This window comes from Rhizobium sp. LjRoot258, assembly GCF_964254185.1.
Lineage (GTDB): Bacteria > Pseudomonadota > Alphaproteobacteria > Rhizobiales > Rhizobiaceae > Rhizobium.
Genome location: NZ_CAXUST020000001.1, coordinates 1971755 through 1984698, shown reverse-complemented (window position 1 = coordinate 1984698; position 12944 = coordinate 1971755). Strand labels below are relative to the sequence as shown.

Genomic DNA, 12944 nt, shown 5'->3' with positions numbered 1-12944 from the left:
CCGCAGAAGATGTAGCTGTCAATTGTTTTTGCTTCGAAATTTCGCGTAGAGCGAGTTGCCTGCGGCGTGCCTGGGTGGCCTTTCGGATTCCAAAATCCTTTGAGATCTCAGGATTTTCTCTTTCCGCGTTGCACTGATCGGCCTATCTAGCGGTAGTGCTATTCGGCACTTATCGGATCCGGCTTCCTGCCCGTTCTGTTCCCAATCATCCAATTCACACCGGCAGATCAATGATAGCGATGCAGACGACAGAGAAAGACGATGCGCAGAGCACCCGCAGGGCAAAGATCGTAGCTCTGGTCGTTGCCGTTTCGTTTTTCATGCAGATCCTCGATGGCACCATCGTCACGACGTCACTGCCGCAGATGGCCGCGAGTTTTGCTGTTCAACCGGTATCGATGAGTATCGGCATCACCGTCTACATGCTGACGATGGCGGCCTTCATTCCACTTTCGGGATGGCTTGGGGATCGATACGGCGCAAGGCGGATCTTCATGGCGTCCATTGCCGTCTTCACCATCGCCTCGCTATTCTGCGGGCTCTCCGGTGGCCTTGCCGAGTTTGTCGTCGCTCGCGCCGTGCAGGGAGCGGGCAGCGCACTAATGACGCCGGTCGGCCGGATCATTGTCCTGAAGAATGCCCGCAAATCGGAACTCGTCCAGGCGATCGCGCTGATTACCTGGCCGGCGTTGACGGCTCCCGTTATCGGTCCGCTGCTTGGTAGCTTCATCACCACCTATGCAAGCTGGCATTGGAACTTCCTCATCAATCTGCCGATCGGAGTGCTCGGCATGGCGCTGGTTCTTCGCTTTGTGCCGGAGCAGCGCGAAGAGGATGCCGGCCGGCTCGATGTGCTGGGATTCGTTCTCAGCGCTGGCGGGCTGACCTTCCTGCTGGCGGCGCTTGAACTTTCCGTGAAATGGGACGGCGGCCTGCTGCCGATCCTGCTGATGCTCGCGGCCGGCATTTTATTGTCTGTCATGGCGACGCGACACTTCCTGCGGGTCAGCAATCCGCTGCTCGACCTATCCGCCTTCAAAGTGCAGACATATGCGATTGCGACCCTTTCGGCTGGGACGGCGAGCCGTGTCGCGATCAATGCCACGCCGTTCCTCTTGCCGCTCCTCTTCCAACTCGGCTTCGGACTGAGCTCGATCGAGGCGGGTGCCTATCTGCTGGTGTACTTCCTCGGAAATCTCGGGATGAAGGCCGTAACGACGCCGCTGCTCGCCAAGCTTGGATTTCGCACCGTGCTCTTCTTCAATGGGATGATTGCTGCATTGTCGATTGCGGCCTGCGGCTTTCTCGTGCCCGAGACGCCACGCGCGATCATCTACGCGCTGCTGATGATTGCGGGCCTCTCGCGGTCGATGGAATTCACGGCACTAAACACGTTGGCTTTTGCCGACATCAATCCAGCGCAGCGCAGCTCTGCGTCCACGCTTTCGAGTATGCTGCAGCAAGTTTCGATGCTGCTTGGCGTCGCGATCGCGGCGGCGGCGCTCAACATCTCTGTCGCTTTGCGTAGCGTTGAAGGTCCGGGGCTCATCGATTTCCGCTGGGCGTTTCTTGTCGTCGGAGCAATCGGGATCATATCGTCACTGCGTTTCCTGCAGCTAGCGCCGGATGCAGGCGCCGAAGTGTCGGGTCACAAGATGGGCACGAAATAGTTGGTCGCTTTGCAATCGGTCGCCTTTGTCAGGAGGAAATATGGAACTCGGATATGTCTGCACACCGCAAGAGGTCTTCGACTTCTGGTTCGAGGAGTGCGGTCGTGACCAATGGTTCAAGGCGACGTTGGACCTTGATCGGGATATTCGCCAGCGCTTCCGCGACACCCATCTTGCACTCTCGCGTGGCGTGACGGAGGAATGGCGCTCGACCCCGAACAGCAGGCTTGCCGCAGTGATCGTGCTCGATCAGTTTCCGCGCAACATATATCGTGCGACACCGCTCGCGTTCGCCACCGACGGGCTTGCGCTGCGCGAGGCAAAGCTTGCGCTGGAAGCTGAAGCGGACCAGCAAGTCAGCCCGGAACGCCGGACGTTCTTCTACATGCCTTTCGAGCATTGTGAAGATCTGGAGGAGCAGGAGCGTGCCGTGGCGTTGTTCAGGGCGCTTGGTGATGAGGAATATGTCGACTATGCGCTTCGCCACCGGGAGGTGATTGCAGTCTACGGTCGATTTCCGCATCGAAATGTCATCGTCGGGCGGCAATCGACCACGGCAGAACTGGAATATCTGGCACAGCCGGGCGCCGGCTTCTGATCGCGTCGCCTTTCTGTCGCCTTTCTTTCTTATGAAAAGCTGGAATCCAATTTGATCCAGCAAACCCGAGCGGGGATATTTTGCGGCCGACACAACTCTTGCTTCGCATTCTCCTTGTTGCAACGCTGGCGGCCGCCGCCGCGAACCTTGCAAGCGCGCAGGCGCCGCAACCGCAGGCTTCGCAACAGCCACAAGCGACCGAAAAGGCGTCTGTTGCTGACAGTCCAATCGAGCAGGCCGCGAAGGCGATAGAGAAAGTAAAGCGAGATCTCGTCTCGCTGGAGGATGCCGTCAAGCAGAAGAGCGACGATGACGATGCGCTGGTGGCTCTCGCTGGACAGACTGACGAACTTGGCCGCACGGTTCTCAACATATCCGTTGGCCTCAGACCGCGGCTCGACCAGATCAAGAGCCGCCTTACCGAGCTAGGCGACCCGCCGAAGGAAGGTCAGCCGGCGGAGGCGGAGATCGTCACGACCGAACGCAACGCCCTGACGGCGGAGCGCGCCCAGATCAATGCCGTCACCGGCGATGCCGAAACCCTGTCCGCCTCCATCGGTAAGCTCGGCAACCGCATTGCTGAAACCCGCCGTCAGCTTTTTGCCGCCACCTTGCTGCGGCGTACCGACATCTCGTTTTCCGTTCTCGACGATGCGGCACGCGCCTTCGTCCAGGAAGGCTCGGAGTTCATCCAGGCGCTCAGCAGCTGGCTGGGATTCGTACTGAAGTTCAAGGCTTTTGCGTTCTTTGCGGCCATCTTCATGTCCCTCGTGACGGCAATGGTGCTCTTGTCTGGCGGCTACCGCATCTTTGGTCGCTACCTTCAGCGCAAGGAGACGGACGAGCAGCCCTCCTATATCAACCGTCTCTCCATCGCTTTCTGGTCGACGCTGATCCGGACGTTTGCGCTTGCTGCCCTCTTGGTCACGTCTTACTTCTTCCTCAATAGTTTCAACGTTCTGAGGCCGGATATCGCGCCGATCATCGGCGCGCTCTTCGGATCGATCGGGCTGATTTATTTCGTCAGGCGCTTCACCAATGCGGTGTTCGCACCAAGGGAGCCGCATTGGCGTCTTGTCAGGCTTTCCAACCGCGGTGCGAGCTCCATCGGCGCCTGCCTGCTTGCGATGGCAGTCGTCAATGCGCTTGACTACCTCTTCGGCAGCATCAGCGAAGCGATGGGGTCTCCACTCGTCCTGACCGTCGTCAAAAGTCTGATTGCAGCCTTGATCATTGGTTTCATCCTGATCGCAGCGTCTTTCGGCCGGCCGATGCTGGCGCGAAACGGGGATCCGGACGCGCCGGGACGCCATTGGCCGCGCGGCATGGCGATCATTCTGCGCGTGCTGGGTGCAGGTCTGATCATAACGGCGTTGACCGGCTATGTCGGGCTTGCGCGCTTCGTCGCGACACAGTTGATCATCACCGGTGCAATCATCGTCACGACCTATATTGGTCTGCTGTCGGGCAGGGCGATTTCGCGCAGCGAAACCTTCGGCGACACATCGCTTGGTCGCTTCCTCCAAAGGCGCTTCAAGCTTGGTCCGGTCGCCATCGACCAGGCGGGACTGTTGGTCGGCATGTGCATCTCCGCCATCGCCCTGATTGTTGGGATCCCGCTGGTACTGCTCCTGTGGGGCTTCCATATCCAGGATCTTCAACTCATCGCCTATCGCCTTCTCACGGAGGTCAGGCTGGGCGGCATCAGCATTTCGCTGGTCGGGATAATGACCGGCATCCTGCTCTTTGCCGGTGGTTACCTGCTGACCCGCTGGATCCAGCGCTGGCTTGACGGCAACGTCATGGCCCGCAGCCATGTCGACCTTGGCGTGCGAAACTCGGTCAAGACAGGTATCGGCTATCTCGGCGTTGGTCTTGCGGCGATTGTCGGCGTTTCCGCCGCGGGCATCGACCTCTCGAGCTTCGCACTCGTAGCCTCTGCACTTTCGGTCGGTATCGGTTTCGGCCTCCAGAACATCGTGTCGAACTTCGTCTCCGGCCTGATCCTGCTCGTCGAGCGGCCATTCAAGGTTGGCGACCACGTGGTCTCCGGGGCTGCTGAAGGTATCGTAAAGCGGATTTCCGTGCGCGCGACCGAAATAGAGACGTTCCGCAAGCAGTCGATCATCGTGCCGAATTCCGAACTGATCAATGCGTCTGTCGGCAACTGGACCCATCGCAACAAGATGGGGCGCTCCGAAATTCCGGTCTCGGTGAGCTATGATTCCGACCCGCAGAAGGTCATGGACATCCTGTTGGAGCTGGTAAACGCCGTGCCCGTGGTTCTGCGCAATCCGGAGCCGCATGTGGAATTCCTCCGTTTTGGGCCTTATTCTCTGGACTTCGAGCTGCGCTTCATGCTTGCCGACATGGGTGACGGCTTGAAAGTCAGGAATGATCTCCGCATCGCGATCCTGAAGCGGTTCAGGGAGGAGAGTATCGAAATACCTCTTCCGCAGAGCGACGTCGTGTTCCATCGACAGCCGGAGCAGGTTGGAGCAGCGGCCAACGCAGGCAAGCCGCCGGCAAAGATCGAGGACGTTTCCGAGGCGAGCGAATTGGACGAGGAGGCCGGCACGGTGCGCCGGTTGCGCGGCAAGTCGGCTGATGGCAATCTCAAGGGGTAAAGGCGTTGTTCAGCGATCGTTCAGAGCGGTCGCCGTATAACGTCTGCAATCGGGTTTTCGTTGCTGGGGGCAGCAGCGCCGAGACGCTCCAAGGGAGGGCGCATCATCCGCGCCGCACTGTATGGCAAGATTTGCCGTCGTACTGCTTCTTTCGCTCGTGGCCGCAGGCCAAACTCACGCAGCTTCCATTACCAACACCGACAGCGCGGCTGTTGTGATCGTCCTTACCGAGGGCGGCAACAAGATGCAGCTCGTGCTCGATCCCGGCGCATCGGAGACGTTCTGCCCGTCGGGCTGCTTCATCACCGCGCCTGACGGCGATCGGATCGGCCTAGATGGCGGTGAAACGATCGACATCATCAAGGGATCGGCCGTCGTAAAGTGAACGACGGTTCCCTCTGATCGCAATTTCTGTCCATGGATTTTCGGTCAAAGGCCTTTTGCGGCTTGCCTATCTGCATGCAGTCGCGGCAAGCTTTTCCCATGTCGTAAACAGGCATTTGGCAAGCCCGACGTCGCTGCATAGTTCGCAAAGACGATTTCCGTCGGCGGCATTCGTCGGACAGGTTAGTAGAACAGAGGGTAATTCTCCATGAAGACACATGCGCGCGCAGTGGTCATCGGCGGCGGCGTCGTTGGCGTTTCGACGCTTTATCACCTTGCCAAAAAGGGCTGGGACGATGTCGTCCTGATCGAACGCAAGGAACTGACCTCCGGTTCGACGTGGCATGCCGCCGGCCTGCTGCCTCTGTTCAACATGAGCTATTCGGTCGGCCAGATCCACAAGTACTCCGTTCGATTCTATCAGGAGCTTCAGCAGGAAACGGGCATGAATGTCGGTTTCAGCCAAGTTTCCAATATCCGCCTGGCGCGCACCAAGGATCGCTGGGACGAATACATGTACTATGCCGGCATCGCCGAAACGATCGGCGTCAAGGTCAACGTGCTGACGCCGGAGCAGGTCAAGGAAATCTGGCCGCTCTGTGAGACGGACGGCCTTCTCGGCGCGATCCAGCATCCGGACGATGGCTATATCCAGCCGGCCGACCTGACGCAGGCGCTCGCCAAGGGTGCCCGCGACCGGGGCGCCACGATCTACCGCAACACGACGGTCACAGCGATCGAGCAGCAGCCCGACGGTCTCTGGAAGGTGACGACAGACAAGGGCGAGATCACCGCCGAGCATATCGTCAGCTGTACCGGCAACTTCGCGCGCAAAACCGGCGAGATGGTCGGCATCAACATCCCCGTGATCCCCGTCGAACACCAGTACATCGTCACCGAGCCGCATCCGGCTATCCTCGAGCGCAAGGCCAAGGGATTGCCGGAGATGGGCGTGCTGCGCGAATCCGACAGCGCCTGGTACATGCGCGAAGAGAATGGTGGCCTCATTCTCGGCCCTTATGAGCACGGCGCACCGGTCTGCTATGTCAACGGTCCCTCGGACGAGAGCGAATACGAACTCTTCCAGGAAGAGCTCGATCGCCTGATGCCGCATATCGAGACTGCTATCGCCCGTGTTCCGGCTTTCGGTGAAGTCGGCATCAAGAAAGTCTACAACGGCGCCATCGCCTATACGCCTGATGGTAACCCGATCGTTGGTCCCGCACCGGGCCTCAGCAATTTCTGGCTTAACGAGGGGCACTCCTTCGGCATCACAGCAGCCGGCGGCGCCGGTTGGCAGTTGGCGGAATGGATCGTCGACGGCGAGCCGACTGTCGACATGATGGGTGTCGATCCCCGTCGTTTCGGCCCTTACGCAACCGAAGGATACCTCATCGCCAAGAACGAAGAGGCCTACGCGAATGTCTTCACCATGCACTATCCCGACGAAGAGCGGGAGGCTGCCCGTCCTTTGAAGACAACGCCGGTTTACGAGCGTTTGAAGAAGCTGGGCGCCGTCTTCGGGTCTGTCTACGGATGGGAGCGTGCCAATTGGTTTGCGCCCGAGGGTTACGATCTGCCGAAGGACCAGCTCGGCGTCGGCGCGGATGTCCTCACCAACCATAACCACTCATCGCCTGAAGAAGACGGCCGCATCCTCGAAAGGTGGTCTTTCCGTCGCTCGAACTATTTCGAGCATATCGGCAACGAAGTCACGAACGTAAGCAAGAATGTCGGCGTGCTTGACATGTCGGCCTTCGCGAAGATGGAGGTCTCCGGCCCTGGTGCGCGCGCCTGGCTCGAATCGATCTTTGCAAACGCCATCCCGAAGAAGCGCGGCCGCATTGCTCTTTGCCACATGCTGACAGTCCACGGCGGAGTACGAGCCGAGTTCACGGTCTACGAATGGGCGCCAAACCGCTTCTATCTCGTCTCTGCAGGCGCCTACGAGGCGCACGACCACGATTACCTGCGCAAGCTGGCGCCGACGGACGGTTCCGTTCGTCTTCAGCAGATCACCCAGCGGCTCGGCGTGCTCGTGCTTGCCGGCCCGAAGTCACGTGACCTGCTCAAGAAGCTCACACGCACGAGCCTTGAGAACAAGGACTTCCCGTGGCTTTCCGGCAAGGAGATCTCGATTGGCGTTGCGAGTGCTCATGCGCTGCGCGTCAATTTCGTCGGCGAGCTTGGCTGGGAGTTACATCACCCGATCGAGATGCAGAACTACATCTTCGATCAGTTGATGGAAGCGGGCGCCGAATTCGGTATCAAGCCCTTCGGTATTCGCGCGATGCTGTCGATGTCGGTCGAAAAGTCCTATCGCCTCATCCCGCGCGAGATGTCGATCGAGTACAACGCCTATGAATCGGCGCTTGATCGCTTCATCAAGCCGGAGAAGGAATTCCTCGGCCGCGACGGGCTGCTGGCCTACAAGGACAAGGGCTTGAAGTGGAACTTCGCGACCCTCGTTGTTGAGACCGGCAACGATGTCGATGCCCGCGGTTCGGAGGCCATCTACAACGAGGCTGGCGAGCTTGTCGGGCGTGCGACAAACGGCACGTTCGGCTTCCGCATCAACCGCTCGCTTGCGCTGGCGATGCTGCGGCCCGACTACGCCAAGGAGGGTACCAAGCTCAAGATCAAGATCCTTGGGACGACGTATAACGCCACTGTCGTTGGCGAGAGCCCCTTCGATCCAGACAATGCGGTGCTGCGCGCATAGTCTTTTAAGCATGTTTTGAAGAATCTCAGGGCGGCCCTCGTGGCCGCCTTTTTGTTGGTCAGAGAACACGGCCGATTAATACTTATTCAAACCGGGTATTGTACCGATTTGAACCGGGGACAGGAGTTTCATCAAAAGGTTTGGAAATGGCGTTTTTGGGTATTTCGGGAATGCAATATTCCGGAGGCATGTTTGCTGATGCGCGCATTATTCTGGCGGAGGATTCGAACGTATTTACGTCGATGATCGGCAAGCGGCTGAAGGAGCTCTTCGATATCGATGTGGAAATCTGCCGGAGCTTCGAAGAGCTGCAGCTGTCCTACGACAAGTCGACCGACCCGATCACGCTCGCGATCTCCAACATCAACCTGCCAGGCGCTGAGAACGGCGAGGCTCTGGAGTATCTGGTCGACCTCAGCATCCCAACCATCGTTTTCACCGGCACCTTCCAGGAAGGCATGCGCGACAAGCTGATGGCCAAGGACATTGTCGACTACATCCTCAAGGACAATGTCTTCGCGGTCGACCTGCTTGCGGAATCGATCTGCCGATTCCTCACCAACCATCGTCACCACGTTCTGATCGTCGACGACAGCCCGACGGCTCGCGCCCTGCTGTCAAGCCGTCTCAAACGCTACAATTTCCGGGTCAGCACAGCCGACAGCGGCGCCAAGGCTCTCGAGATCCTCAAGGCGAACCGTGACATCGGTCTGATGATCACCGACTACAACATGCCCGATATTGACGGATTCGAGCTGACCCGGCGCATCCGCGCCACCATCGGCTCCCATGAACTCCGCATCATCGGGGTGTCGTCATCGTCGAACCGGCTGCTGTCGGCGCGCTTCCTCAAGGCCGGCGGCAATGACTTCATGCTGCGACCATTTATCGACGAGGAGTTCTATTGCCGCGTCAACCAGAACCTGGACACGCTGCTGCAAATCCAGTCGATGCGCAAGGAGCGTGCCGTTGCCTGACGCCCTGCCTCCGCCCGACGATGGTAGGCGGAGGCGCTCTCACGCGCTTGAGATCGAGATTTCTGCAATTTCCGGTATTGCCAAGTCTCGATATCTTCTCAGGCGTGTTTCTGTGAGTTATCTTCACATAAGCCGAGAAGATGGTCGATTCGGACCGCTGCGGCTTTCTGGGGGATAGGAGTGAATGGCTGTCCGGGAGGATCTCCATCGGGATGGGTCCGGGCCACGCTTTGGTGGCCAGCGGTTACTCCTGGTTGAAGATTCCCGGATGTTCTCTGCCGTTCTGTGCCACCGGCTTCATGCCGAACTGGGGCTGAACGTCAAACCGTGCTCCTCCCTCAAAATGCTCGCGGAGACGATCGCCCAGTCGCCGACTGATTACAGCATGGCGATCGTCGACCTCAATCTGCCGGACGCGCCCTATGGCGAGGCGCTCGACTGCACCATACAGGCTGCTGTTCCGACCATTGTCTTCACCGCCACGTTCGACCTCGATACGCGCAACCGCATCATGGAGCGCAACGTCATCGATTATGTGCTGAAGGACAACGAGTTCGCGCTCGATAACGTTGTTGCCAGCGTCAGACGGGTCTTGTCGAATCGGAAGACGCGGGTTCTCGTGGTCGACGATGTTGCTTCCGCGCGCCAGGTCCTTGTCGGGCTGCTCGAGGCGCAGCAATATATGGTAGTCGAAGCCGCATCCGGACTGGAGGCCTTCGCCGCGCTTGAGGCCTACGACGATATCGAGGTTGTGGTCACTGATCATCATATGCCCGACATGAGCGGTTGCGAATTGACGCGGCGGATACGGCGGCGCTTCGGCTCTGACAGGCTACGGATCATCGGGGTCTCATCCTCGAGCGATCGCATGCTTTCCGCGAGCTTTCTGAAGGCCGGCGCATCCGATTTTCTCTACAGGCCGTTCGTCGCAGAAGAACTGCAATGCCGGATCGCCAACAACGTCGAGACCTTGACACAGTTGAAGCAGCTTCGCGCGGCTGCAGCATGCGACTATCTGACGGGGCTCTACAATCGCCGCTATTTCTACGACCTCGGACCGAAGCTGGTGAAAGACTGCCTGCGTCACAAGGCTGCGAGCGCTGTTGCGATCCTCGACATCGATCACTTCAAGCGGCTGAACGACACCTATGGGCATGAAATCGGCGATGAAGTCTTGAAGGCGGTCGCCGGCAGGTTGGCGGCGATCTTCGAGGGGAGCGACCATCTGCTTTCGCGCCTCGGCGGCGAAGAGTTTGCGATCTTGTTCCCGATGATGGACTCGATTGCCGCGGCCAAGCTGTGCGACGAGATACGGTCGGACATCTCACGCCTGAAAGTGATGGCGGATGACGAAGAGCTTTCCGTCACCGTTTCGATCGGCGTTGCCGAAATTTCCGACTACGAAACCTTCGACAACTACCTGAACGCCGCGGACCAGTTTCTCTATATGGCCAAGCACAAGGGGCGCAATCAGGTCTATTCCGACGTGCGTATGACGGAGGAGGCGGCTCAATAGCCGCTTCGCCATTGTCAGGCCGCGATGGCCTGGCGTGCCGTTGCCATCGTCATCTTGCGCTCGGCTCGCTCCTGCTGCGGCGAGCGGTGGTAGAGTTCGCGATAACACTTAGAAAAATGCGAGGCAGAGACGAAGCCGCATGCGACCGCCACTTCGACGACCGGCATGGACGATTGCACCAGCAGATGGCGGGCGCGATCCAGCCTAATTTCCAGATAGTAGCGGGCCGGCGAGCGCCCCATTTCCTGGCGGAAGAGCCGTTCGATCTGCCGGCGCGACAGATCGACGCCATCGGCGATCTCCAGAAGTGAGAGCGGTTCGGAAAGGTTGCCCTCCATCAGTTCGATGATGGAAAGAACCTTGGCATTCTGGACGCCGAGGCGCGCGCGCAGCGGCAGGCGCTGGCGATCGTTCGGGCTGCGCACGCGATCGGTCAGGTGCTGCTCGCAGACCCGGTTCACCAGCGTTTCGCCGAAATCCTGGCCGATCAAATTCAGCATCATGTCCAGCGAAGCCGTGCCGCCAGCACAGGTATAGAGATTGCTGTCCACCTCATAGAGATCGGCGTAGACCTCGGCCTGCGGAAAAGCCTCGGAGAAGCCAGGCAGGTTTTCCCAATGGATCGCACAGCGCTTGCCATTCAGCAGCCCCGCCTGGGCGAGGATATGTGCGCCCGTACAGAGGCTCCCGACTGCGACGCCGCGATTGTAGGATTCGCGCAGCCAAGCGCTGACGGACTTGTTATTGAAGTCTTCGACATCGATGCCGGAACAGACCAGCACCATGCTCGGGCGATGCTCGCCACCGAGGTTGCGGCGCTCGTCGGCAAGCGACGTATTTGCCTCGATACCGATGCCGCAGGAAGAATAGACCTTTTGCCCGTCAACCGAGGTCAGCCGCCACGTATAGGCCTGGTAGCCGAGCATACGGTTGGCGATGCGCAGCGTATCGATTGCCGCTGAAAAAGGCAGCATCGTAAACTGCGGAACCATGAAGAAGACGAGAGAGCGTTGCTTATGCGACATCTTATTCATGAGACAAATCCGTGCTCGAGGTCGAATGCACTATTCGTTGCTTGGAATACGCCGTTTCGATATCCTGAAAGCGACATTCTCATGGATATATGCGGCCGCAAAGAGCAAATTTGCGACATTGCTGAAATTGACGAAGGTCAAATGACGATCGCTGTCGTCAAAAGTTCAAAAAAGGCGATTGCGGAAAAAATATGTGTCTGAAATTCAAGATTTAATAAGGTGGCCGTAACGACGGAGAAAGCGGCGCTGCACGAACGCGAGGCGCCGCTTTCACACGGGGAGGAATGTCGGATCCATTACATAACCTTGCGTTCATCCGCGTCATCCGCCGACGGCCAGCCAATGTCCTTGCGCATGTCGAAAGGCATGGATTCGATTTCGCGGGCGGCCTGCCACTGATGCCATGCACGAACCAGCTTGCGGGCGTAATCGGTAATATGCAGATGGGCTTCGCTTGAAGGCGTCTTGGTGTGCCTAACGGTAATCGTCGTCATGTCCGTTTCCTTTCCTTGTCGGATGACGCTTGTTTCATGCCTAGAATATGGGTGTTTCGCTCCCATCAAACAAACGAATAGATTTTATGACTATCATCAGAGTTTTTGAATGATAGCTGGCCGCGCTGGTCGCTCTGGTCCAAACATCGATTGTATAGGCTCAGTTCAAAATGATTTATTTGCTGAAAAAACTGATTTAGGCCGAGGATAAGTGCCTGAAAATACTCATATGCGCTTCAAAAGGCATGTGACGGCTCGGCACATTTTTTCTCTCAGAGCAGCCTCATACGCCCGGTGAACGTCTTCCCGCGATCTGTCCGCGTGGCACTGAATCGTTTTTCTCGGCTTCATTGAATGTCAACTGTCGGGCCAAAAGACTTAAATTTTAAATCAAAGACTTTGCGATTTTAGCAAACAGCGGTTGCGATTTTCGAATCGATACCTTTCAGTGCTAAATGGCAAATTATACAGTTAGCCTTTGTGAGGCTGCAGATTTTGTCTCGGTCGGAGAATTGACCCAAGCTATCTGCGATTTGTCCAAAAGAATGTGATTTTCGGTTGCCTCCGTAGAGAGAGGATGATCGTGCTCTCAAGACTCCGGGCGCAGACGACGCGAGAGTATTTTCGTGATAGCAACTGCCACCAACCCCCTCGGAACGAGCCAATTTCGGATACCTCCGCACCTGGGTGGTGTCGCCTATATATTTGGCAATTTGCCCTGATATCTGGGCAAGATCACAATGGCCGCGCAGTCCTGCTTGGCAGACGCTACCTGACTAGCGGCGCCGCTTAGAACGCTCGAAAAGCCAGATAGCGGGCGCGGCGAGTGGAGCATCGCGCAGCCACCTGCGGCATGCTTTCGGTCAATCCGCGGCGAGAACCTGGCGAAGCTCCCCGCCGCACAGTGAGGGGGTCCAATGCG

At 58.2% G+C, this 12944-nt stretch carries 9 protein-coding genes; 7 read left to right on the top strand and 2 right to left on the bottom strand.

The window, feature by feature from the left end; genetic code table 11:
• Positions 1–230: 230 nt before the first annotated feature.
• The 7 genes from ACSQ9D_RS09915 (at position 231) to ACSQ9D_RS09885 (ending at position 10494) form a co-directional block, all read left to right on the top strand.
• A complete protein-coding gene (locus ACSQ9D_RS09915; RefSeq protein ID WP_436282089.1) occupies positions 231–1670 on the top strand; it encodes an MFS transporter in 1440 nt (479 codons plus the stop codon).
• A gap of 40 nt (positions 1671–1710) precedes the next feature.
• A complete protein-coding gene (locus tag ACSQ9D_RS09910; RefSeq protein WP_436282088.1) occupies positions 1711–2268 on the top strand; it encodes a DUF924 family protein in 558 nt (185 codons plus the stop codon).
• A gap of 80 nt (positions 2269–2348) precedes the next feature.
• Positions 2349–4895 (top strand): mechanosensitive ion channel family protein, encoded by a 2547-nt coding sequence (locus ACSQ9D_RS09905; RefSeq protein WP_436282087.1) that lies wholly within the window; start codon positions 2349–2351, stop codon positions 4893–4895.
• 121 nt (positions 4896–5016) lie between these two features.
• A complete protein-coding gene (locus tag ACSQ9D_RS09900) occupies positions 5017–5280 on the top strand; it encodes a hypothetical protein (RefSeq protein ID WP_037123745.1) in 264 nt (87 codons plus the stop codon).
• Positions 5281–5487: 207 nt separating this feature from the next.
• The gene (locus tag ACSQ9D_RS09895; protein WP_436282086.1) at positions 5488–8001 is read left to right on the top strand and encodes a GcvT family protein; all 2514 of its coding nucleotides are present in this window, start codon (positions 5488–5490) and stop codon (positions 7999–8001) included.
• A gap of 146 nt (positions 8002–8147) precedes the next feature.
• Complete coding sequence (locus ACSQ9D_RS09890) at positions 8148–8978, top strand: response regulator (protein WP_037123752.1); 831 nt, start codon at positions 8148–8150, stop codon at positions 8976–8978.
• Positions 8979–9162: 184 nt separating this feature from the next.
• Positions 9163–10494 (top strand): diguanylate cyclase, encoded by a 1332-nt coding sequence (locus ACSQ9D_RS09885; RefSeq protein WP_436282085.1) that lies wholly within the window; start codon positions 9163–9165, stop codon positions 10492–10494.
• Positions 10495–10508: 14 nt separating this feature from the next.
• On the opposite strand, the gene ACSQ9D_RS09880 is transcribed toward ACSQ9D_RS09885, so the two are convergent.
• Complete coding sequence (locus tag ACSQ9D_RS09880; protein ID WP_007788400.1) at positions 10509–11528, bottom strand: GlxA family transcriptional regulator; 1020 nt, start codon at positions 11526–11528, stop codon at positions 10509–10511.
• Positions 11529–11824: 296 nt separating this feature from the next.
• Positions 11825–12022 carry a hypothetical protein gene (locus ACSQ9D_RS09875; RefSeq protein ID WP_436282084.1) on the bottom strand — a complete coding sequence of 66 codons (198 nt, stop codon included), beginning with the start codon at positions 12020–12022 and terminating at the stop codon, positions 11825–11827.
• Positions 12023–12944 lie beyond the last annotated feature (922 nt).